A 22,339-nucleotide genomic window follows, 5' to 3' on the forward strand; every position below is an offset into this window, starting at 1 on the left:
CTTCTGTACCATATCAAGCGGCGGATTGACCGCTCATGGTCTTGCTGCGTTATAGCTGGCGTTGATGGCGAAGCATAAATCCAAACCCAAACCAAGCCTGCCGGCGCGCCTGATCGAGCGCATGCTTACGCCCGTCCGCTGGGTTTGGCGTTGGGTTTTGCGTGCGGCGCTTATCGTAGCCGTTATTGTAAGCGCCACCGTGGCAGTACATGCGTATCTGGATCCTCCTCGCACGCTATATATGTCGCAAGAAGCGTCACGGCTGTCTGGTATCGATCACCAATGGGTGCCGATTGATGAGATGGCGGAAGCGATGCCGCGCTCTTTGGTGGCGGCAGAAGACGCGAATTTTTGTTTGCATTGGGGCTTCGACATGAACGCCATTCGCACCGCTTTAGAAGATGGTGCGGGGCGTGGGGCGTCGACGCTTTCTCAGCAAGTCGTCAAGAATGTCTATTTGTGGCATGGTCGCAGCTGGTCACGGAAAGCATTAGAGGCGTTGATCACGCCTTTGGTCGAAACCTTTTGGTCGAAACAACGTATTCTGGAGGTTTACCTCAACGTGGCTGAGTTTGGTGAAGGTGTGTTTGGTGTCGAAGCGGCATCGCGTCACTATTTTGGGACAGGCCCAGAAAATCTAAACGAGCAGCAAGCCGGGTTGCTTGCTGCAATTTTACCCAACCCCAAAGAGCGATCAGCCTCTAAGCCGAGCAATTTCGTTCGAAAACGCGCGCGACAAGTGCGGGACGGCGCGGCCACGATCCGCCGCGATGGGCGTGCTGCGTGTTTCGAGGATTGAAATACGGTCGCAAACGGGGCATTGAGGGGCAGTTTACGTCCAATATCCGGAATTCGCATGGCCAAGCTGTATCACGTGCCGCTTTCCCCCTTTTGCAGAAAAGTTCGCCTGGTTTTGGCGGAGAAAAAGATCGAATGTGAATTAGCTGAAGAGCGCTATTGGGAAGCTGATGCTGATTTTCTAAGGCGCAATCCGGCGGGCAAGGTTCCGGTGCTCAAGATCGACAACATGACAATGTCGGAGAGTACGCCAATTTGCGAGTATCTTGAGGGAAAGTACCCGGAACCTGCGCTGATGCCGAAAGGGCATGAAGCCAAGTTCGAAGTGCGCCGCATTGTGGCGTGGTTCGATGACAAGTTTCATAGCGAAGTAACGTCGAAGCTGTTGTATGAGCGCGTCAACAAAAAGGTCATGGGCCAGGGATTTCCCGACAGCACGAATGTCAAGGCTGGGGCAAAGGCGATAAAGTTTCATTTGGATTACATGACCTGGTTGCTGGATCGCCGTCGATGGCTGGCCGGAGATGTGATGACGATGGCCGATTTTGCGGCAGCCGCCCATATTTCGAGCTTGGACTACATCTCTGACGTGGATTGGAACCGGTCCGAAACGGTCAAAGATTGGTACGCCAAGATCAAGTCGCGGCCTGCGTTTCGCAGTATTCTCGCAGATCAGGTTCCGGGCTTTCCGCCACCTGCGCATTATGCAGATCTCGACTTTTAGGGAGGGGCTTTGCCCCTCGGCCTACGGCCTCACCCCAGAGTATTTTTGGGAACGATGAAAGACAGCTTGAAACAGCGGCTTGTGGAACAGGCTGTGTTAGAAGGGTTTGATGCCTGTCGGGTGTGTCGGCCGAGTGATGTGCCACAGGTGCCGGATCGCTTGGCGGCATTTTTGGATAAGGGGTATCATGGTCAAATGGCCTGGCTTGCGGACCGGGCGCATTGGCGGGGGGATCCCAGTGCGTTGTGGCCCGAGGCACAATCGGTGATCGTATTGGCCGAAAGTTACACACCTACAGAAGACCCTTTGGCAAATCTGTATGACCCTGAGCTTGGAACGATTTCGGTGTATGCGCGTAACAAGGATTACCATGACGTGGTCAAGAAACGCCTCAAACGGCTGGCGCGCTGGTTGATTGCTGAGGCCGGGGGTGAGGTAAAGGTATTCGTAGATACGGCCCCAGTTGCGGAAAAGCCATTGGGACATGCAGCAGGGCTTGGATGGCAGGGCAAACACACCAATCTGGTCAGTCGGGAATTGGGCAGTTGGTTTTTTATTGGTTCGATCTTTTCAACATTGGAAATCGACACTGATTCAGGCGAAATTGATCATTGTGGATCTTGTCGGACATGTTTGGACGTGTGTCCGACGGATGCGTTTCCCGCGCCCTATCAGCTCGATGCGCGGCGATGCATTTCTTATCTCACCATTGAGCATAAAGGCCCCGTGGAAGATGAGTTGCGTTGCAAGATGGGCAACCGGATTTATGGCTGTGACGATTGCCTGGCGGTGTGTCCGTGGAACAAGTTTGCGATCGAAGCACGAGAGGTGCGGTACCACGCGCGAGAAGACTTGACCGCGCCCAAGCTGTCAGAACTTGCGGTACTCAGTGATGCGTCATTCCGAACGATGTTCTCAGGAAGTCCCATCAAACGCATTGGCAGAGACCGGTTTGTGCGAAACGTTTTGTACGCGATTGGGAATTCTGGAGATGCAGGTTTAATTGAGATTGCCCAGTCGCTTTGTGATGATACAGACGCGACGGTGGCTGATGCGGCAAGATGGGCTGTTCTGCGACTGAAGGATGCCGCAAATAGGCTGGAATAGCTCAGCGCAGGCGATACACCTTTCCAGACATTTGGGGGAATTCTTATGCCAGTGCTTCTCGGTGTTGATACCGGCGGAACTTACACGGACGCCGTGCTGTTACGCGACGAAGAGCATGTGATCGCCAGCAGCAAAGCGCTGACCACTCGGCATGACCTTTCGGTGGGGATTGGTGAGGCGATTGAGGCCGTTCTGAGCCAAAGTGGCATTTCACCGAAAGATATCGCACTGGCGTCCTTGTCGACAACCTTGGCCACCAATGCCCTGGTCGAAGGACAGGGCGGGCGCATCGGTTTTGTTTATATTGGTTTCAAAGAAAGCGACCTCGGCACGCAGGGTTTGGCCGAGGCGTTATCCGGGGATCCTTCAATCGTGCTTGTCGGGGGGCATAGCCATGCCGGAACGGAAAGAGCTACGTTGGATGAAACTGCACTTTTGACTTGGTTAGACTCTGATATTGAGGTTTCTGCATTCGCGGTTGCCAGTCAGTTTGCAACCCGTAATCCTGCGCATGAATTGCGTGCAGCAGACTTAATTCGCAAAGCAACTGGCAAGCCAGTAAGCTGCTCTCACCACCTGTCGGCCAAGCTGAATGGTCCCAAACGTGCCCTCACGGCCTTGCTGAATGCTCGGCTGATTGGCATGATCACCCGGCTGATTGAAAAGGCAGATGACACCGTTGAACGACTGGGGATTGAGGCCCCTTTGATGGTTGTGCGGGGCGATGGTGCGTTGATCTCAGCCGACCAGGCCAAACAACGCCCTATTGAAACCATATTGAGTGGTCCGGCTGCGAGTATTGTAGGTGCGCAATGGATGACGAATATCGATCATGCTTTGGTTTCAGACATAGGCGGGACAACAACGGATGTTGCGGTTTTGCGAGGAGGACGACCGGCGATTGATTCTAACGGAGCGCGTGTCGGTCAGTGGCGCACCATGGTTGAGGCGGTGGCTATGCGCACAACGGGCCTTGGTGGCGATAGTGACGTGCACGTAATCGATGAGGGGTTGATAGGTGGGATCACTTTAGGACCTCGTCGTGTCATACCGATCAGTTTGATTGCAAGTGAAGACCCAGACAGTGTGCATGCCGCCCTCGATGAGCAACTGCGTAGCGATACACCTGGGGAATTTGACGTGCGATTTGTGCGTCTCGTAGAGGGCGCAGATGCCGGGGGGCTGAGTGCGAAAGACATGGCCCTGTTTGCGCGATTAAGCGGTAAGGCGCAGCCAGTGAGCGAAGTTTTGAAAACGCGATTAGAGGGCTCTGGGTTGAAGCGGTTGGTCAATCGCGGGATCGTTCAGGTGGCCGGCGCCACACCTTCGGATGCGTGCCATGTTTTGGGCAAGCTAGATGCATGGGATCGAGATGCTGCTGAAAAGGCCATGACGTTGATTGGACGAAAGCGCACAGGCAGTGGTAACCAGCTTTGCCCAGACCCCAAATCCATGGCGCAAATGATCTTCGATCAAGTAACTTATCAAACAAGTTTAGCATTGTTAGAGACTGCTTTTGATGAAGAAGAGTATGATTTCGCCATGCCGCCAGATGTTCTGTCGCGCCATATTCTTATGCAAAGAGGATTGGACCACCATCGTGGCCTTGTCCGACTCGATGCTGGATTGAACGTGCCTGTGGTGGGGCTGGGTGCGTCCGCGGCCACTTACTATCCGGAGGTGGGAACGCGTTTAGGGTGTGAGATGATCCTGCCGGAACACGCGGGCGTGGCCAACGCCATCGGGGCCGTGGTGGGACGCGTCACAATTCGCCGCAGCGGAACGGTTACCAGCCCAGCCGAAGGCCGTTTTCGCGTGCATCTGGAGTCTGGCCCCGAAGATTTTGTTGATGCAGAAGCTGCAATGGTCAGATTGGAACGCGTTCTTGAAGCTGATGCGCAACGTCAGGCGGAGGATGCAGGCGCTGAGGATCTTCAGATCCGTAAAGAACGCGACGTCAAGACGGTCGAAGCGGAAGCGCGAGAGATGTTTCTCGAAGCAGAAGTCACCGTGGAAATCAGTGGGCGTCCCAGAATCGCGAATTAAAGCATTTCCAGGCTAGAGCCCGATCAACCAGTCTCTGACGGCCTGTTCCTGAGGACTCAATGGCTCAGAATTTGACCAAACGAGGTAGAATCCCGCGCCGGTTTCCCAGGACCATTCCGGTTTGGCAACAAGTAGGCCCTGCGAAATTAACTGTTCGGTCACATGTTGCCATCCAAAGGCAAAGCCCTCGCCTGCAATGGCCGCCTGAAGGACGAGAGCATAGTCATTCAAACGCAGCCCGACCTTTGGCTCAGCGTAGGGCACGTTCCAATGAGCAAAGAAATCTGCCCATCCAGGCCGCGCCCGAATTGGCTCTTCGAGGTGAATCAGTGTCTCATTTAGCAGGTTTGCCACTGTCTTGAGGTTGATTGCTGCGGCGCTCACTCGCGGTGCGGCGATTGGCATGATGACCTCTGGCGCAATCAGGTGGCTATCGCACCCGGGCCAGTCGCCGTGTCCGCGCCGAATGGCAAGGCTGATCCCATCGCTTCCAATGGAGGGTTCACGTTCTGAGGTTTGCAGGCGCAAATCTATGTCTGGTTGCGCTTGGTGAAATTTTGCCAGCCTTGGAACCATCCAATAATGTGCAAAGGCCGTAGACGCCGAAAGCGTGACATGGGCTTGCTCGCTGCGGGCACTCAGGACTTCCGCCGTTTGGTGAATGCGCGAAAAGGCAGAAGACACTTCATTGAAGAGGCGTTCACCTGCCTGGGTCAAGGTGACCGATCTGTGCGCGCGATCGAAAAGGTGGATGCCGAGCGACGTCTCAAGCTGTTTTATGGACGCAGACACAGCGGGTTGTTGCACATTCAACTCTTGCGCCGCCTTCGTGAAAGACCCGGTGCGCGCGGCGGCCTCAAACACAAGCAGGTGGCGCGGAGACGAGACAAGTTTCCAAAGCTTTTGCATAATCTGAAATTATCCAAAACCCTGATTTTTTCAAGCATCACAGAGTTGCTGTGGCGATATAGATTGATTGGAAGCTAGGGAGTACCACATGGCCAGACGCGCACGTGCCCGTATCGATAGATTGAATGCAGACACCACGGTGCCTGCATCGCCCCATGTGCAGAGACAGCTGCCGTTTTTCGATGTGATCGATGATGAAACGCTCGCAGTTCTTGATGCTCAAGTTGATTGGCTGATCGAGAATGTTGGCATTGAATTTCGCGATGATCCTGAGGCGCACCGAATTTGGATAGAAGGCGGTGCTGAGGTTAAAGACAACAGGGTGCACATAGATGCCACGCGCGTTCGCGAGCTTTGCAGGCTTGCGCCACCGGAATTCACGCAAATTGCGCGGAATCCAGAGCGGAACGTTGTTATTGGTGGCAATAAACAGGTGTTTGCACCGATCTATGGCGCGCCTTTTGTGCGCGATTTGGAGGGTGGGCGGCGCTATGGCGACATGGAGAGCTTTGAGAAGCTGGTCAAGCTCGCCTACATGCACCCGAATTTGCATCATACGGGCCTTGTGATTTGTGAGCCGTGTGACGTGCCGGTCAGCCATCGGCATCTTGATATGGTGTATATGCATATGACGCGGTCGGACAAACCGCATCTTGGCGCGATCACCGAGATGAGCCGTGCACAGGATAGCGTCGACATGGCCGAGATTTTGCATGGCAAGGATGTTTTCGACCAGAACTGCGTCATCATGGGGAATGTGAATACCAACTCACCGCTTTTGGTGGACAAAGTGGTGAGCCAGGCGATTCAGGTCTATTGCGGACGCGGTCAGGGGATTGTTGTTGTGCCGTTCATCCTGTCCGGTGCCATGGGGCCGGTGAGCACGGCTGCCAGCGTGACGCAGGCGATGGCGGAAGCGATGGTGTGTTGTGCGTTTGCGCAATTGGTACGACCCGGAGCGCCGTTTGTTTTGGGGAATTTCCTGTCATCCATGAGCCTCAAAAGCGGCGCACCCACTTTTGGTATGCCAGAGCCGGTCATGAGCAACTATGCGATTGGGCAGATGGCACGGCGCGTCGGATTGCCCTTGCGCTGCGGAGGGTCATTGACAGCAAGCAAGATCGAGGATGCGCAGGCAGCCTATGAAAGTGCCGACAGTATGCACTCAACGGCGCTGGCTGGGGCAAATTTTGTGCTGCACGCGGCAGGGTGGCTGGAAGGGGGGCTGTGTACGGGGTTTGAAAAGTTGGTGATGGATGCCGACCGATTGGGCGCTTATCAAAAGTTGCTGAATGGATTGGACGCCAGTCCCGAGGCACTGGCGCGCGACGCTTATGAAGAAGTGGCACCGGCAGGACACTTCCTTGGATGTGGCCACACGATGCGCAACTACACGACTGCCTTTTATGAACCTGCGTTAAGTGACAGCGAGAATGTCGAAAGTTGGGAGGAAGGCGGGTCAAAAGACATGCGCCGCCGGGCATATGAGCGCTGGACCACAATGTTGGCCGCCTACGAAACCCCATCTCTTGATGAAGCGGTGGATGAGGCGCTTCGAGACTATATTTCCCGTCGCAAGTCAGAGATTCCCGAGGCATGGTATTGATTGGGGGCCAGCCCCCAAACCCCCAGAGTGTTTCTGGAACGATGAAAGGATCAGGGTATGGGTGCATCAGAGCGGTTTGATCAGGATCTTGAAGGTCGGTTGGGTGGTCTGCGTGAAGAGGGGCTATATAAAACCGAGCGTGTGATCACCTCGATGCAGGCGGGTCAGGTTGAGTTGGCCAGTGGTCAATCTGTCGTGAATTTATGCGCCAACAACTACCTTGGTTTAGCCGATCAGTCAGAAATCATCGAAGCCGCGCATCAGGCGCTGGATCGCTATGGGTTTGGTATGGCCAGTGTGCGGTTCATTTGCGGCACGCAGGAGGAACATAAAGCGCTGGAAGCACGCATTGCCGGGTTTTTGGGTATGGAAGACGCAATACTCTATGCGGCGGCGTTTGATGCAAATGCAGGTTTGTTCGAGACGCTTTTGGGTCCGGAAGATGCGATCATTTCGGATGCTTTGAACCACGCGAGCATCATTGATGGTGTGCGGCTCTGCAAGGCGCAGCGCTATCGCTATGGCAATTCGGATATGGCTGATCTGGAACGCTGTTTGCAGGAGGCGCAAGGTGCCAGACATCGCATGATCGCTACCGATGGCGTGTTCTCAATGGATGGCTACATCGCAAAGCTCGATCAGATTTGTGATCTGGCTGAGACCTATGACGCCATGGTGATGGTGGATGATTGTCACGCGACGGGCTTTTTGGGCAAATCTGGTCGTGGCAGCCACGAACATTGTGGTGTCATGGGGCGGGTTGATATCCTCACCGGCACTCTGGGCAAGGCGCTGGGCGGTGCATCGGGGGGTACACTGCAGCCAGCGCCAAGGTCGTCGATTGGCTCAGGCAGAGATCGCGACCGTATTTGTTTTCAAACACTCTGGCGCCGGTGATCGCGGGCGCGTCGATCAAGGTTTTTGACCTGTTGGAGCAGCGCGGGGACGACCTGCGCACCCGATTGTGGGAAAACACGGATTATTTCCGCAAAAGCATGACTAAGTTGGGTTTTGAGTTATTGCCCGGCGAACATGCGATTGTACCGGTCATGTTGCGTGATCCCAAATTGGCGCAGGATATGGCTGCGCGTCTAAATGAACTGGGCGTCTATGTCACGGCTTTCAGCTTTCCTGTTGTACCAAAGGACCAAGACCGAATTCGCACGCAAATGAGTGCTGGTTTAACGCGCGATATGCTGGATCAGGCGATAGATGCATTTGAAGTCGCAGGCCGTGATCTCGGGGTGATTTCATGACGGTACTACCCTCGCTAGTCGAAGCTATGGAAAACACACCATTGGTCGAGTTGAGCCGTATTAGAGACGAATTATGCTTAGATGGACGTATATTGGCCAAGCTCGATTATCTGCTTCCAGGGTTTTCCAAGAAGGACCGTGTGGCTCGGGCGATTGTCGAGGGCGCGCGTGCATCTGGGGAGCTTCAGCCAGGGCAAACTGTGGTTGAGTTGACCTCTGGCAATATGGGGACTGGTCTGGCCATCGTTTGCGGCATTCTGGGGCATCCTTTTGTGGCCGTGATGAGTGAAGGCAATTCTGAAGAACGGGCGCGTATGATGCGAGCTTTGGGAGCGGAGGTTGTGCTGGTTCCGCAAGCGGCTGGGAGCGGAAAGGGTGAGGTTTCTGGAGATGATCTGGCTCTGGTCGAGGAAGAAGCGCAACGGCTGACCCAGGAACGAAGTGCTTACCGCGCTGACCAATTTCAGCGTGCAGGAAATCCTGAGGCGCATGAGACCGGTACCGCCCCAGAGATGTGGGCGCAGTCCGAGGGCAAGGTGACGGCATTTTGTGATTTCATTGGGTCGAGTGGAACACTGGCAGGCACAACGCGTTTTCTGGAACCGAAAGGTGTGCGCTGTTACGCTGTGGAACCCGATAGGCCGGATCATCCTATACAGGGCGGCGGGTATTCAATCTCGAACCCAACTCATCTAGAAAACGTGAATTTAGCTGGATCAGTCACTGTTTCAGGACGAGATGCAGCTGAAGCAACGCGTCTTTTGGCGCGGCACGAAGGCATTTTTGCGGGATACTCTGCCGGAGCCAATCTCGCGGCGGCAATTCAGCTTCTGTCCGGTGTCGAGCAAGGTGGCACAGTCGCCATTGTGATGTGTGACAGCGGCTTGAAGTACCTCAGCACCGATTTGTGGGATTAGGCGATGCAGAACCAGATGAAAGCCCTTGTGAAAGCCAAGCCGGAAGTGGGTCTGTGGATGGAACATGTCCCTGTTCCAGAACCCGGACCAGCCGATGTGCTGATCAAGGTTAAAAAGTCGGCGATTTGTGGCACGGATGTGCATATCTGGAAATGGGATGAGTTCAGCGCCAAGACTGTGCCTGTCCCGATGGTCGCCGGACATGAGTTTGTCGGCGAGATCGTGGATACCGGTGCAGCGGCCATGAAGTACAAGATTGGTCAGCGTGTCTCGGGTGAAGGTCACATCGTCTGCGGTACGTGCCGGAATTGCCGCGCGGGGCGCGGTCATCTGTGCCGAAACACCAAGGGTGTGGGCGTCAACCGCCCCGGTAGCTTTGCTGAGTATCTCTGCATTCCCGAAGACAATGTTGTGCCCATCCCGAAGGACATTCCGGATGAGATCGCGGCTATCTTCGACCCGTTTGGAAATGCGGTGCACACTGCTTTGTCCTTTGATCTGGTGGGGGAAGATGTACTTGTCACCGGGGCTGGCCCCATTGGGATCATGGGCGCGCTGGTGGCACAAAAGGTGGGTGCGCGGAAAGTTGTGATCACCGATATCACCCCTTACCGACTTGAACTGGCTCAAAAGATGGGCGTGCAGCATGTAGTTGACGTTTCGAAAGAAAATTTGCGCGATGTCATGGACGAAATCGGCATGACCGAAGGGTTTGACGTGGGCCTTGAGATGTCTGGTGCATCGGCCGCGATGCAGCAGATGATCGCGCGGATGAACAATGGCGGGAAGGTCGCGTTGCTGGGTATTGCGCCCACGGAATTCCCAGTTGATTGGAACAGCGTCATTTTCAAGATGCTGCATATCAAGGGCATCTATGGCCGCGAGATGTATGAGACCTGGTACAAGATGATTGCCTTGGTCCAGTCGGGTCTCGACGTCTCGGGGCTGATCACACACAGGATCTCCATCGACGATTTTGAAGACGGGTTTGCCGCGATGATTTCGGGCAATGCCGGCAAAGTCGTGATGGATTGGACATAGGCCGCGCTCACGCGGGTAAAGGACGATGAGGAAAAGACCATGAGTGACACGCTGGCGCAATCCACGCTCAACATTCAGAAAGATGAGACAAGCCGGGGAAAGCCACTCCCCAGCCACGCAAAAGTTGTGATTATTGGTGGCGGTGTGGTGGGATGCTCCATCCTGTTTCACCTCAGCAAGTTTGGGTGGAAAGATGTGGTCCTTCTGGAGCGGAATGAGCTGACATCCGGGTCAAGCTGGCATGCGGCGGGGCAAATTCACACGATCAGTTCAGATCCAAACATCAGTCGCCTACAAAGCTACACAATCGGACTCTACAAGGAGATTGAGGAGCTTTCCGGACAGTCCGTAGGTCTGCATATGACGGGTGGCTTTTATGTCGCCTCGAACAAGGCTTGGCACGATTATCTCAAGCGGGAGCGGTCCAAGGCGCGGTATATGGGCCTACACCAGGAATGGATCAGCCCCAAAGAGTTGGCGGAGCGCCATCCGCTGATTGATCCCAAGCATTACTATGCAGCGCTCTGGGACGATCAGGATGGGGATCTGGACCCGTCCGGTACGACCTATGCCTTCGCCAAAGCCGCCAAGCACTATGGCGGGCAATACTTTACGCACACACCGGTGACAGCAACAACCCAAAGACCGGATGGTCAGTGGGAAGTAACCACCGAAAGAGGCACTATTATTGCCGAATACGTCGTAAATTGTGGGGGTCTGTGGGCACGGGAAGTGGGGCAAATGGCCGGGCTAAACATCCCGGTGCAGCCGATGGAGCATCACTATTTGCTAACAGACCGGATCGATGAAGTGGCCAACTTCGGATCTCGCCTGCCCTGCGGCATTGACTATGAGGCCAACATCTATTTCAGGCAGGAACGCGATGGGATGCTTCTGGGCACATATGAGCCGGTCGGAACGCCCTGGAAAGTCGGTGGGACGCCTTGGGATTTCGGGCATGAGCTTTTGCAGCCCAAGCTGGAGAATATTGCAGATCGTCTTGAGCTTGGATTTGAACGAATTCCTGCATTGGCTGATGCTGGGATCAAAGATGCGATCAACGGCCCTTTCACCTTTGGGCCAGATGGCAACCCAATGATTGGCCCCGTGCCGGGCATGCATAATTACTGGTGCGCAGTCGGCGTTATGGCGGGCTTCTGTCAGGGGGGTGGTGTGGGCCTGACCATGGCGGAATGGATGATTGACGGAGAGCCGTCGATTGATGTCTGGGCCATGGATGTGGCGCGGTTTGGCGATTGGGCGACGCCCGATTGGGGAACGGTTAAGTCGACCGAGAACTATGAACGTCGTTTCGTTATGACCTTTCCCAACGAGACGTTGCCCAAGGGCCGGATGCAGAAGACAACGGCGCTCTACGACCGGCTTATTGCGCGAGGAGCGCGCATGGATCAGGGCTTTGGCCTTGAGCACGCTCTGTGGTTCGCTGATGGGCCTGAAGATGCGCACGAAGAACCATCATTCGAGCGCAATCGCAGTCATGACTATGTCGCGCGTGAAATCGAAGCGGTGCAAAACGCGGTTGGTGGTATTGAGATTGCGAATTTTGCGAAACATGAGTTTACCGGCAAAGGCGCACGCGCGTATTTAGACTATTTTCTTGCCGGATATGTCCCAAAAACGGGTCGATTGACGCTGACCCCGATGCTGACGCCCAAGGGACGGCTGTATGGTGATCTGACTGTCGCATGCCTCTCTGAGGATCACTTTATCCTGTTCGGCTCTGGAGCAATGCAGGAGGCGCATCGCCGCTGGTTCGAAAAGGATCTGCCAAATGATGTGAGCTATCGCAATGCCTCAGATGATTGGCACGGCATTGCGTTGAGCGGTCCCAAATCGAGAGAACTGTTGTCTCGCATTACACGCGATGATGTGAGTGCGGACGCGCTGAAATTCCGTGATTTGCGCCAGACTTTTGTTGGAGGCGTGCCAGTTATCCTTAACCGGATATCGTTTAGCGGTGAGCTTGGGTACGAAATCTACTGTCGCCCACAGTATCTTTTGCGTCTGGCGGAGGCGATTGAGGACGCGGGTGCCGATCTGGGATATCGGTGGTATGGCGCACGTGCGTTGATGTCGATGAGGTTGGAGAAAGGTTGGGGTGCCTGGACATTGGAATTCCGGCCCGACTTCAACGCAGTTGAATCAGGCCTGGATGCTTTCATCAACTGGAAGAAGAATTTCGTCGGTAAAGCCGCGACCGAGGCTTTTGTCAAAGAAGGCGTGGAGCGCAAATTGGTCACTCTGACCATTGATGTAGATGGGATTGATGTGACCGGTGATGAGGCTGTTCTTCGCGGCGGTGAGGCCATTGGATACATCACGGCGGGGGGCTACGCACACCGAGTCGGGCGGTCTATGGCGATGGCATATGTCGCAAGCGAACATGCGGGTGCCGGTGAGGTGCTCGACGTGGAAATCCTTGGTGAGATGTACAAGGCGGAAGTGCAAGGTGCTCCGGTCTACGACGCCAACGGAGCAAATATGCGCAGCTGACATCAAAGGGATGAGCCGGTAATGACGGAGCACGAACACGCGCCCAAGCGCTATGTTTTCCTGTTGATCCCGGGTTATTCGATGCTTGGCTTTACCTGTGCGCTCGAAGCACTGAGTCTTGCCAATCGTCATTCCAGCGGCAAACGGTTTTACGAATGTCGGCTACTGAGTGCCGATGGAAAACCAGCGCGCGCCTGGAATGGAGTGACAGTTGAGGTTGATGGTGGTCTCGAAACCCTGAGTCGCGAAGATACGCTTGTTGTTTGCGCAGGTGAACAGGCCGTCGAAGGCAGCACGCGCGACGTTCTCGCCTGGTTGCGGCGCGAGACACGCAAAGGCATCAGTTTTGGTGCGTTGAGCAGTGGGACCTATACGTTGGCCCTTGCCGGGTTGATCGCGGGCAAACGTGTGACGACGCATTGGGAATATGTGGATGCGCTGACAGAGGCGCTGCCGCAGGTCAGTATGCAGGACACTATTTATTCTGTGGACGGGCGAGTGTTTTCATGCGCCGGTGGTGCGTCCTCTATGGACCTGATGCTGCATCTTATCGAAGAAGACTATGGTCTGAAGTTGGTGGAGTGGGTTGCAGAACAGATGGTCTATACCGCCCCGCGTGATCAAGATCATGCGCAGCGTCTGACGCTTCCCTCCCGTCTTGCGCGAGGCAATCGCAAGGTCATTCAAGCGATTGAGATTATGCGCAACACGATAGAAGATCCTCTGAAGTTGAGTGAAATCGCCGCTGAAATTGGTGTGTCAGTTCGCCAGTTGGAACGTCTGTTTCAATCGGTATTAAGTATATCGCCCAGCCGGTATTATATCACCACTAGATTAGAAAAAGCGCGCCATCTGTTGAGGCAAACTGATATGAGCGTCACCGAAATTAGCGTCTTATGCGGATTTGCCAGTCCGACGCATTTTTCACGCGCTTACCGAAAGATCTATAACGTACCACCCAGCAAAGAGCCGGGTGCGGCGCGCGTGCCTAGCCGCCCATCTGACTGAGCATGTCTTCAATCGGATCTGTGATTTGGCGAGACATTGGCTTGACCGAAGAGCGGAATGTGCCAGCGACTTCACCGTCGGTATCAATCAGAACTTTGTTAAAATTCCAAGTCGGTTGGAACCCCTCTTCCGCCGCAAGAGATTTGTAAAACGGATGCGCATGAGCGCCTGTCACATTGGTGATGCCGGTCATTGGCAGAGTGATGTTGTAATTGACCTCACAAAATTCTTTGACCTCATCTTCGCTTCCAAGTTCTTGTGAAAAGTCGTCAGAGGGAACAGCCAGTACGACGAGGCCTTTGTCACTGCAGGTATCGTGCAGTCTTTGCAGATCGGAGTATTGCCCAGTGAAGCCACAGAGGGACGCTGTGTTGACAACCAAAATGGGCTGACCCACCCAATTCGAGAGCTGATGCGTGCCGCCGTCGATGTTGGAAAACTTGCTTTCGAGATCCAATGCCCAGGCTGGCATTGCCAAAAGGCAAAACAAAATTCCAAGCAGTGTAGGCATTGTGCCTCTCCTTTTCTGGTAAATACGAAGCATGGCAACCAGCAGATCACTTGGAACACGCAAAACCGACGCCAATGTCGTTTTCAGGCATAGTAGCGCGTCGGAAATTCAACGGCGCTGATGCAAGCGGCGCGATAGCCTGCGTTAGGAGGTGCTGTCATGACCACTGTTAAGATCATCGAAGATGGTGCTGCCATCGCTCTGGATATGGCTGGTGTCACATCGCGCTATCACGCCATTTGGCTGCGCGACAATGCCTGGGATGAAGGCACGCGGGCGTCTGGCAATGGACAGCGTCTGATTGCCTTGTCTGACATCCCGGAAGACATTGCAATTCAGGGTGCCGAGGTTGCCGGGGATACGTTAACACTCACGTTCGCGCCGACAGGCGAGCGCATCGACTATGACCTCAATTGGTTGCTGGCGCATTGTTATGACCTGCCACAAATGTCCGAAAAAGGCTGGGTTAGTGACGAAATCATTGTTTGGGATGCGGCCATGGGCGACCATATCCCGCAAGCTGATTTCAATCAGGTCAAAACCGACAAGGAAGCTCTTGCTGCTTGGTTGGATGGCGTGGTGCAGTTTGGATTTGGCAAGCTGTCTGGCGGGCCTGTGCAAGAAGGCGCATTGTTTAAGGTTGCTGATCTTTTTGGATACGTGCGCGAAACCAATTATGGGCGTCATTTTGAAGTCCGGACTGAGGTCAATCCTTCCAACCTGGCGTTTACCGGATTGGGGCTGCAGGCACATACAGACAATCCATACCGCGATCCCGTGCCAACAGTACAAATTCTCTACTGTTTGGAAAACTCGGCTGAGGGTGGGGAAAACATGGTGGTCGACGGATTTGCCTGTGCGCAGCGCCTACAGCGAGAGGATCCTCGTGGATTTCACCTTTTGAGTTCTTATTGCGCACGGTTTGAATTTGCCGGGTCTGAGGGTGTTTGTCTGCGATCTCGGCGTCCGATGATTGAGTTGGCACCAGATGGCGCGTTGGTAGGCGTGCGCTTCAACAATCGGTCGGCCGCGGCGATCACTGATGTGCCTTATGCAGATATGGCAGCCTATTACGCAGCTTACCGGCGACTGGGTCAGATCATCGACGATCCGGATATGGAGATCACGTTCAAGCTTGAACCAGGTGAGTGCTTTGTCGTCGACAACACTCGCGTGTTGCATGCTCGAAAGGGGTATTCCGGGTCCGGGTCGCGATGGCTTCAAGGGTGCTATGCAGATATGGATGGATTGCGGTCAACGCATGCCGCGCTGGTGCAAGAGATTGTGAAGGCGGCTGAGTAAATGAGTATGAATGAGACTCTAACACAGGCAAACATAGTCGATTTCATCGCCGACATCTTTGCGCGTTGTGGGGATGAGGAATACTTAGGTGAACCGGTCACGATGGCTCAGCACATGTTACAAGGGGCCACTCTCGCAGAGCAAAAAGGCCTGGGTGAAGAGATTATCGTCGCGGCACTTTTGCATGACATAGGACATTTCACTTCTGAGTTCGGCACGTTCTCAATGGAGGATACCGAAGACCGCTATCATGAAGAGGCTGGCGCGAAAGTTCTTGAGGCTTTCTTTCCGACCATTGTCACGGATTGCGTGCGGTATCATGTGGCGGCCAAACGGTACTTATGCGCCATCAACCCTACTTATTTTGATGAATTGTCTGACGCGTCGGTGCATTCTTTGAACCTTCAGGGTGGGCCGATGAATGACCTTGAGGTCGCGGATTTTGAACGTAACCCGAACGTGCAAGACATCGTTGCTGTTCGCTATCTTGACGATGCGGGTAAAGACCCGGATATGCACACGCCTGAGTTTGCCCATTTCGCACCGATGGTGCAGCGCGTTGTTGATGCACATTGTGCCGTGACATAGCAGGGTTGCTGAGACGGCATTTGAAATATTGCAGGCCATCCGTCACGTTCTGACGAGAAAGGCCACTCTATGAACCCATTTAAGGGAATTGCTCTCAAGCTTTGTGCGGTGATGCTCTTCATCGTCATGTCTGCTCTGATCAAAGCAGCATCTGAGCATGTGCCGCCGGGACAAGCCGTATTTTTCCGGTCGTTTTTTGCGATCCCGGTAATTTTCGCCTGGCTTGCTCTTCGTGGGGAGATGCGGTCGGGACTCAAAGTAGAGTCTCGTATGGGTCATTTCTGGCGCGGCGTTGTGGGAACGACGGCAATGGGGTTGATGTTTGCGGGCTTGGGTCTTTTGCCCCTGCCTGAAGTCACGGCTTTGGGCTATGCCGCGCCGCTGCTGGTTGTCGTGTTTGCCGCGATGTTTCTTGATGAAAAGGTCGGTGTCTTTCGGATTGGGGCCGTTGCGCTGGGGCTTGCTGGCGTCCTTATCGTTTTAGCGCCGCGATTGACAACTTTGAGTGGGCCCAATGTCGAAACAGCGCAAGCTGTCGGTGCCGTTCTTGTTCTTCTAGGTGCGACCTGTGCGGCACTGGCGCAGATCTATATTCGAAAGCTTGTGCGGACAGAACGAACCAGCGCGATTGTATTCTATTTCTCGCTGACATCGACACTTCTGTCTTTGCTTACCATACCCTTCGGATGGGTCATTCCTGGTTTAACAGAGACTGTTTTCTTGATTTCTGCGGGTATACTTGGCGGCGTGGCGCAGATATTTTTGACGTCTGCATACCGGTATGCAGACGTCAGTGTCATTGCGCCTTTCGACTACGCTTCGATGCTGTTTGCCATTGCAATTGGATATGTCTTTTTCGATGAGGTCCCGACGCAGCAGATGCTGATCGGTGGTGGGCTGGTTATTCTGGCGGGCATCACAATCATATTGAGGGAGCGACAGCTTGGCTTGAAACGTGGTCGGGCGCGGTCGCTCAAAACACCACAGGGTTAGCGATCTAACCAGGCATATCGCAAGTAAGCCGGGCGCATCAGCATCCTACGAAAGCGCCCCAATGGAAAGCGCCTGGGCACATGCCACATTGGCGCTGGGTAAGGAAGTCTGGGCTCAATGCCGCGCACAAGATCGGCCAGCAACCGCCCTGTATAGCTTCCCATTGAGACACCATTGCCGTGAAAGGCAAAACCGGCAAAACCATCCTCCATTCCCGGAATTGGACCGGCATAGGGGATCAGATCACGTGTCAGACAAACGAACCCCGACCAATAGTATGGCGTCTCAACGTGTGACCAGGCGGGAAACATGGTGTCGAAATCGGAACGGATTTTCCGGCGAATAGCACTTTCGCTCTGAGGCGTGTGGGTCAATCCTCCACGCATACCAAATAGCATGCGCCCGTCCGGCATAAGCCGGAAATAGTGCAGCAAATGTCGTGTGTCGTAGCACATCTGCGTGCTGGTCCATCCTTGTGCCAGTTGCTCATCCTGACTAATCGGGCGTGTGACCAGAACACTGGATTGCGTGGGCAAGTACCGCCCAGACATCCAGTTTGGAACGTTGTCCGAGCTATAGCCGTTGGTGGCCAAAATGAACTTTTTGGCCGTAACAGAGCCGCTTTTTGTGTGAAGTCGGTATTCTGAACCCGGTAGTTTTTCGATATTTGTTACAAGACTTTTTGCGAAAATCCTTGCACCTGCGTTTTGCGCTGCATGCGCCAGACCAGATGCATATTTGCGGGGATTCAAGGCGAAGCCGATATTGACTGTTGCCGCACCATGGAATGGTCCGTTCATCCCGGTCTGGACTAATTCTTCCGGAGGAATGATTTGGGTTTCAAGCCCGTACAAATCCCGCGTCTGATCAACGCCTGCCTTTAGATCTTCAAAGTCCCGCGCTCTGTGCGCCAGTTGCGTTTCCCCATCGGAATGGCGGTCGACCTCCAGCCCAAGCCGGTCAATAAGCCCATCAACACATTCAACGGCTGATTTTTCAGCCTGGCAAAACCCCCTTGCTTCTTCTTTGCCAAAGCGTGCAACCAAATCTGCATGACTGGCTTTTGCGCCACCTAAACAGCAGAACCCACCATTACGCCCTGAAGCGCCCCAATATGGGTGTTGTGCCTCTAGGACAGTTACGCCCAACCCTGCCTCGGCCAGGTGCAGCGCTGCGGACAGGCCGGTGAACCCAGCACCTATGATCGCAACATCTGTTTTGATTTCCGAGTTCAATGATGGCCAATCCTGCGGCTCCACTGTTTCGGCCCACCAGCAGGATTCAATCGGACCCGCCCCATATGCTTCGTCTTCCCATATCCTGTCTAGGTCGTTCATACGTATTTTGCGGCTTTCTGGCTGTTGGATTTGATCAAAAAGATCATACTGCGTAAAATGATACTCTATTCACCTCGTGGCCAAGCTCGCAAGCTGGGATTGGCCGTGACCTTTGAAAGGTACGGTTCTGATGAATAAGTCAGCTGGCAAGGTTGAACTAGCCGCGCAAAGGCAAGCCGCGCTTCCGGCGCATCAGGTCATTTATCAGACCTTGCGAGACATGATTTTGTTTGGGGATCTGGCGCCGGGCCAGGCAGTGACCATTCAGGGTTTGACAGATCAGCTTGGTGCAGGAATGACGCCTGTGCGAGAGGCCATTCGTCGCTTGACGGCGGAAGGGGCTTTGGAGTTTCAAGGCAACCGCCGTGTCTGTGTTCCAACGCTCAGTGCTGAAAACATAAGCGAGCTTATCTTGGCGCGTCAGTGGCTTGATCCGCATTTGGTACTAAGGGCAACGGAACGGGCGACACTCGAAGACCTGGCACATCTCAAATCACTCGATCATGCATTGGACCAAGCGATTGCACGTGGAGATTTGCGCGAATACTTGCATGAGAACTATCAGTTCCACACACAAATCTATGCGATTGCTGACGCACCAATTCTGGCAGATTTGGCAGAAGGCCTCTGGCTTCGATTTGGACCATCGCTGAGAGTTGTTTGTGGGCGCATTGGAACTCAGAGCCTTCCTGATAAGCACAAGGACATTTTGGATGCGATGCATGCACGTGATGCCGAAGCTGCAGCGCGCGCCATTCGAGAAGATGTCATTCAAGGAATGGAACAAGTGCGCCAATCACTGGAAGTCAGCTCTAAGTAAGCTGAGTCGATTGACTCAAAATAATTTGATCATATTCTGTGCATACGGCGACTAGCGCCGCTTTTTCCATAGTCCGAGAGGTGCGCCATGTCGCTGATCACCAACCATATGCCCACCAGTGAATTGCAGGCTCTTGATGCTGCGCATCACTTGCATCCTTTCACGCATGGTCATGACTTGGCCAAGAAGGGCGCTCGGGTAATCACGCGCGCCAAAGGTGTCACCCTGACTGATAGCGACGGGAACGAGTTTCTCGATGCGATGGCGGGATTGTGGTGCGTGAATCTGGGATACGGACGACACGAATTGGCCGAAGCAGCTGCGCGCCAGATGAAAGAACTTCCCTACTACAATACGTTTTTCCAGACGACGCATGTGCCTGCGATTGCGCTGGCGGACCGGCTGGCGGAGCTGACTCCGTATGATCTGAACAACGTGTTTTTCGCCAGTTCTGGATCAGAAGCTAACGACACAAACATTCGCCTTGTCCGCACCTATTGGCAGGAGAAAGGCCATCCGCAAAAGAACATCATTGTCACCCGCAAGAATGCCTATCATGGATCCTCCATGGGCAGCGCATCTTTGGGTGGAATGGCCTATATGCACGCCCAAGGCGGGATGCCGATCCCGGACATTCATCATATTGATCAACCACATTGGTGGGCCGAGGGCGGGGATATGGACCCCAATGAGTTTGGCCTGCAGCGTGCACGCGCACTGGAAGAGGCTATTCTTGAACTCGGTGAAGATCGGGTAGGGGCCTTTATCGGTGAGCCGATCCAAGGCGCAGGTGGCGTGATCATTCCACCAGACACCTACTGGCCCGAAATTCAGCGCATTTGCGACAAGTACAACATTCTTCTGATTGCCGATGAGGTGATTTGTGGGTTTGGGCGTACAGGCAAGTGGTTTGGCTGTGAAACTATGGGCATTCGCCCTCATATTATGACGGTCGCCAAGGGTATTAGCTCGGGCTATGCCCCTGTGGGTGGGTCGATCCTTTGTGATGAAGTGGCCGAGGTTCTTAACAACTGCGAATTCAGCCATGGGTATACGTATTCGGGCCACCCGGTGACCTGTGCGGTTGCGCTCGAAAACCTGCGTATTCTCGATGAAGAAGGCATTGTTGACCGGGCTGGAAACGAAACAGCGCCTTATCTGAAAGAAAAGTGGGAATCACTCGCAGACCATCCGTTAGTTGGCGAGGCTAGAATCATTGGCTTGATGGGGTCTATCGCGTTGACCCCGGATAAAGCCAGTCGCGCCAAGTTTGCATCAGATGCAGGGACTGTTGGCTTGATGTGCCGTGAGCATTGTTTTGCGAACAGCCTGATCATGCGGCATGTGGGTGATCGTATGGTGATTTCGCCGCCGCTGATCATCACCAAGGATGAAGTGGATCAGTTAATTGCGCGCGCCTCGCGGGCGCTTGACCTGACGCATAAGCAGTTAATCAATGAAGGCATGATGAAGGCGGCTAGCTAAACCGCGCTCCATCATGGTTTTACAAAGAGCTTTCTGGGCATGTCGCAGAAAGCTTCGGCAGGTCCTGTGTCTTTGATCAGGATAGACTCCGTCGTCTCGAGACCCCAGGTATCCATCCAAAGCGCTGGCATGAAATGAAAGGTCATGCCAGGCTCCAAAACCGTTGTGTCCTCGGTACGGATTGATGCTGTCCGCTCACCCCAATCAGGGGGATAGCTCAGCCCAATGGGATACCCCATGCGCCCGTCGCGCTTGATGCCGTATTTGGTCAACACATTCATGAACGCATTCGCAATGTCACATGTCCGATTGCCAGCGCGTGCAGCGTTTAGTCCGGCTTCGATCCCTTCAATCTGCGCCTTTTCAGCTTCAAGCATGTCAGGCGGGGGTGTTCCGAGAAACACGGTTCGGCATAGAGGGGCGTGGTACCGGTGATGACATCCTGACAATTCAAAAAATGTAGCTTCACCCGCCTGCATTTCGTCACCGTTCCACGTCAAATGCGCTGCTGTGGCGTCGAGACCAGAAGGGGTAAGCGGCAGGATTGCAGGATAGTCGCCCCAAATATCATCTACGCCCGAAATTCCCGCGTGAAAGATGTCTGCCACCAGATCATTTTTACGCATACCCGGCTCGGCGCGTTTAATTGCCGTATGTACCACTTTTTCCGATATTTTCGCCGCACGGCGGATCATGGCAATCTCGTCTTCTGATTTCGCCAGCCGTTGCCAATTCACAAGTGCGGTTGCATCGAGCAGGGTTGCGTTTGGCAATTCGGCGGCAAGAACAGCGTGCGCCTTGGCGGAGTAATAGTAGTTCTCCATCTCAACTCCGATGCGCGCACCGGAATGCCCCAAGTCAATTATGTGTCGAGCCAGATCTTGCATCGGATGGCGCTCTGTGGATTGCACAAAATCATCCGAATACCCAAGGATGAATTCATCCTCCATCCAACATGTGCGCCGCCCACCAAGCATGTCCATATAGCGGCCCCACCAAATTGGTAGACCATCCTGTGTTAGAATGACCCCTTGGTGCACGTAGAAAGACCACCCATCATAACCAGTGAGCCAGTTTTGGTTGGAGGGGTCGGTTACGAACAGAAGATCAATGCCCGCGTCACCCATTGCACGACGTGTCTTTGCGATTCGGCGGTGATACTCAGTATTTGAAAATACGGTGCGTTTTTTGCTCATGTTGGTTTGGTCCTTTTGACCCTCACATTCAAAACTCATTAGCGAACCAAGGTCAAAAGTGAATTCAGCGCAACGTTTTGCACCCGGTCAATATCTAGGTGTTGACGCTTCGAAAAAGAAGCGCACATTGGTATACAGCGGGAGGAGAAATACGCAGAAGACATGGGATGTGCGCGTTGGT

At 54.1% G+C, this 22,339-nt stretch carries 18 protein-coding genes and 1 pseudogene; 15 read left to right on the top strand and 4 right to left on the bottom strand.

Translation table 11 applies throughout. The features are described 5' to 3' along the window. Positions 1-64 precede the first annotated feature (64 nt). The 4 genes from mtgA to RZS32_RS08220 are packed head-to-tail and all read left to right on the top strand — an operon-like array spanning position 65 to position 4,675. On the top strand, positions 65-799 hold the full coding sequence (gene mtgA / locus RZS32_RS08205) for a monofunctional biosynthetic peptidoglycan transglycosylase (protein ID WP_422395946.1): 735 nt from the start codon (positions 65-67) through the stop codon (positions 797-799). 57 nt (positions 800-856) lie between these two features. Next, positions 857-1,522 carry a glutathione S-transferase family protein gene (locus RZS32_RS08210; RefSeq protein ID WP_317056514.1) on the top strand — a complete coding sequence of 222 codons (666 nt, stop codon included), beginning with the start codon at positions 857-859 and terminating at the stop codon, positions 1,520-1,522. A 54-nt stretch (positions 1,523-1,576) separates the two neighbouring features. Then, positions 1,577-2,629, top strand: a complete 1,053-nt coding sequence (gene queG / locus RZS32_RS08215) for a tRNA epoxyqueuosine(34) reductase QueG (RefSeq protein ID WP_317056515.1) — start codon at positions 1,577-1,579, stop codon at positions 2,627-2,629. Between the two features lie 45 nt (positions 2,630-2,674). Next, positions 2,675-4,675 (top strand): hydantoinase/oxoprolinase family protein, encoded by a 2,001-nt coding sequence (locus RZS32_RS08220; RefSeq protein WP_317056516.1) that lies wholly within the window; start codon positions 2,675-2,677, stop codon positions 4,673-4,675. A gap of 12 nt (positions 4,676-4,687) precedes the next feature. Here RZS32_RS08220 and RZS32_RS08225 read toward each other — a convergent pair whose 3' ends face one another. Beyond that, entirely contained in the window at positions 4,688-5,584 is an 897-nt protein-coding gene (locus RZS32_RS08225) for a LysR substrate-binding domain-containing protein (protein ID WP_317056517.1), read from the bottom strand. 88 nt (positions 5,585-5,672) lie between these two features. Here RZS32_RS08225 and RZS32_RS08230 point away from each other — a divergent pair, with 88 nt between their 5' ends. From RZS32_RS08230 to RZS32_RS08255, 6 genes and pseudogenes are all read left to right on the top strand, one after another. Beyond that, complete coding sequence (locus RZS32_RS08230; RefSeq protein WP_317056518.1) at positions 5,673-7,190, top strand: trimethylamine methyltransferase family protein; 1,518 nt, start codon at positions 5,673-5,675, stop codon at positions 7,188-7,190. 57 nt (positions 7,191-7,247) lie between these two features. Next, positions 7,248-8,446: pseudogene (locus RZS32_RS08235) on the top strand (glycine C-acetyltransferase). Then, complete coding sequence (locus RZS32_RS08240) at positions 8,443-9,363, top strand: PLP-dependent cysteine synthase family protein (RefSeq protein ID WP_317056519.1); 921 nt, start codon at positions 8,443-8,445, stop codon at positions 9,361-9,363. Before RZS32_RS08235 ends, RZS32_RS08240 begins: the two are co-directional and overlap by 4 nt. A gap of 15 nt (positions 9,364-9,378) precedes the next feature. Beyond that, positions 9,379-10,404: an L-threonine 3-dehydrogenase gene (tdh, locus tag RZS32_RS08245; protein WP_317057873.1), complete on the top strand. Its 1,026-nt coding sequence runs from the start codon at positions 9,379-9,381 to the stop codon at positions 10,402-10,404. Between the two features lie 39 nt (positions 10,405-10,443). After that, on the top strand, positions 10,444-12,918 hold the full coding sequence (locus RZS32_RS08250; protein ID WP_317056520.1) for a GcvT family protein: 2,475 nt from the start codon (positions 10,444-10,446) through the stop codon (positions 12,916-12,918). Positions 12,919-12,939: 21 nt separating this feature from the next. Further along, complete coding sequence (locus RZS32_RS08255) at positions 12,940-13,926, top strand: GlxA family transcriptional regulator (RefSeq protein ID WP_317056521.1); 987 nt, start codon at positions 12,940-12,942, stop codon at positions 13,924-13,926. Here RZS32_RS08255 and RZS32_RS08260 read toward each other — a convergent pair. Then, on the bottom strand, positions 13,907-14,437 hold the full coding sequence (locus RZS32_RS08260; protein WP_317056522.1) for a glutathione peroxidase: 531 nt from the start codon (positions 14,435-14,437) through the stop codon (positions 13,907-13,909). The genes RZS32_RS08255 and RZS32_RS08260 overlap by 20 nt on opposite strands. A gap of 159 nt (positions 14,438-14,596) precedes the next feature. Between RZS32_RS08260 and tmpA the strand changes: the two genes are divergently transcribed. The 3 genes from tmpA (at position 14,597) to RZS32_RS08275 (ending at position 17,320) form a co-directional block, all read left to right on the top strand. Beyond that, positions 14,597-15,739 (top strand): 2-trimethylaminoethylphosphonate dioxygenase, encoded by a 1,143-nt coding sequence (tmpA, locus tag RZS32_RS08265; protein WP_422395947.1) that lies wholly within the window; start codon positions 14,597-14,599, stop codon positions 15,737-15,739. Further along, entirely contained in the window at positions 15,740-16,327 is a 588-nt protein-coding gene (tmpB, locus tag RZS32_RS08270) for a (R)-1-hydroxy-2-trimethylaminoethylphosphonate oxygenase (protein ID WP_317056523.1), read from the top strand. Between the two features lie 69 nt (positions 16,328-16,396). After that, positions 16,397-17,320 carry a DMT family transporter gene (locus RZS32_RS08275; protein ID WP_317056524.1) on the top strand — a complete coding sequence of 308 codons (924 nt, stop codon included), beginning with the start codon at positions 16,397-16,399 and terminating at the stop codon, positions 17,318-17,320. Here the strand turns inward: RZS32_RS08275 and RZS32_RS08280 are convergent. Continuing rightward, the gene (locus RZS32_RS08280) at positions 17,317-18,657 is read right to left on the bottom strand and encodes an NAD(P)/FAD-dependent oxidoreductase (protein ID WP_317056525.1); all 1,341 of its coding nucleotides are present in this window, start codon (positions 18,655-18,657) and stop codon (positions 17,317-17,319) included. The two genes, RZS32_RS08275 and RZS32_RS08280, sit on opposite strands and share 4 nt — an antisense overlap. Positions 18,658-18,787: 130 nt before the next feature. On the opposite strand from RZS32_RS08280, the gene RZS32_RS08285 reads away from it, so the two are divergent. Then, a complete protein-coding gene (locus RZS32_RS08285) occupies positions 18,788-19,477 on the top strand; it encodes a GntR family transcriptional regulator (protein WP_317056526.1) in 690 nt (229 codons plus the stop codon). 87 nt (positions 19,478-19,564) lie between these two features. Beyond that, on the top strand, positions 19,565-20,962 hold the full coding sequence (locus RZS32_RS08290) for an aspartate aminotransferase family protein (protein WP_317056527.1): 1,398 nt from the start codon (positions 19,565-19,567) through the stop codon (positions 20,960-20,962). A gap of 11 nt (positions 20,963-20,973) precedes the next feature. Here the strand turns inward: RZS32_RS08290 and RZS32_RS08295 are convergent, their stop codons facing one another. Continuing rightward, the gene (locus RZS32_RS08295) at positions 20,974-22,158 is read right to left on the bottom strand and encodes a M24 family metallopeptidase (RefSeq protein WP_317056528.1); all 1,185 of its coding nucleotides are present in this window, start codon (positions 22,156-22,158) and stop codon (positions 20,974-20,976) included. Between the last annotated feature and the right edge of the window lie 181 nt (positions 22,159-22,339).

This window comes from Roseovarius sp. W115 (assembly GCF_032842945.2).
In the GTDB taxonomy this organism is placed as follows: domain Bacteria; phylum Pseudomonadota; class Alphaproteobacteria; order Rhodobacterales; family Rhodobacteraceae; genus Roseovarius; species Roseovarius rhodophyticola.

Coding starts and splice junctions, on each gene's coding strand:
- RZS32_RS08280 (WP_317056525.1), bottom strand. CDS start 18,657: ATGAACGACCTAGACAGGATATGGGAAGACGAAGCATATGGGGCGGGT.
- mtgA (WP_422395946.1), top strand. CDS start 65: ATGGCGAAGCATAAATCCAAACCCAAACCAAGCCTGCCGGCGCGCCTG.
- RZS32_RS08275 (WP_317056524.1), top strand. CDS start 16,397: ATGAACCCATTTAAGGGAATTGCTCTCAAGCTTTGTGCGGTGATGCTC.
- RZS32_RS08220 (WP_317056516.1), top strand. CDS start 2,675: ATGCCAGTGCTTCTCGGTGTTGATACCGGCGGAACTTACACGGACGCC.
- RZS32_RS08225 (WP_317056517.1), bottom strand. CDS start 5,584: ATGCAAAAGCTTTGGAAACTTGTCTCGTCTCCGCGCCACCTGCTTGTG.
- RZS32_RS08230 (WP_317056518.1), top strand. CDS start 5,673: ATGGCCAGACGCGCACGTGCCCGTATCGATAGATTGAATGCAGACACC.
- RZS32_RS08295 (WP_317056528.1), bottom strand. CDS start 22,158: ATGAGCAAAAAACGCACCGTATTTTCAAATACTGAGTATCACCGCCGA.
- RZS32_RS08260 (WP_317056522.1), bottom strand. CDS start 14,437: ATGCCTACACTGCTTGGAATTTTGTTTTGCCTTTTGGCAATGCCAGCC.
- RZS32_RS08250 (WP_317056520.1), top strand. CDS start 10,444: ATGAGTGACACGCTGGCGCAATCCACGCTCAACATTCAGAAAGATGAG.
- RZS32_RS08240 (WP_317056519.1), top strand. CDS start 8,443: ATGACGGTACTACCCTCGCTAGTCGAAGCTATGGAAAACACACCATTG.
- queG (WP_317056515.1), top strand. CDS start 1,577: ATGAAAGACAGCTTGAAACAGCGGCTTGTGGAACAGGCTGTGTTAGAA.
- RZS32_RS08290 (WP_317056527.1), top strand. CDS start 19,565: ATGTCGCTGATCACCAACCATATGCCCACCAGTGAATTGCAGGCTCTT.
- RZS32_RS08255 (WP_317056521.1), top strand. CDS start 12,940: ATGACGGAGCACGAACACGCGCCCAAGCGCTATGTTTTCCTGTTGATC.
- RZS32_RS08285 (WP_317056526.1), top strand. CDS start 18,788: ATGAATAAGTCAGCTGGCAAGGTTGAACTAGCCGCGCAAAGGCAAGCC.
- tdh (WP_317057873.1), top strand. CDS start 9,379: ATGAAAGCCCTTGTGAAAGCCAAGCCGGAAGTGGGTCTGTGGATGGAA.
- tmpB (WP_317056523.1), top strand. CDS start 15,740: ATGAGTATGAATGAGACTCTAACACAGGCAAACATAGTCGATTTCATC.
- tmpA (WP_422395947.1), top strand. CDS start 14,597: ATGACCACTGTTAAGATCATCGAAGATGGTGCTGCCATCGCTCTGGAT.
- RZS32_RS08210 (WP_317056514.1), top strand. CDS start 857: ATGGCCAAGCTGTATCACGTGCCGCTTTCCCCCTTTTGCAGAAAAGTT.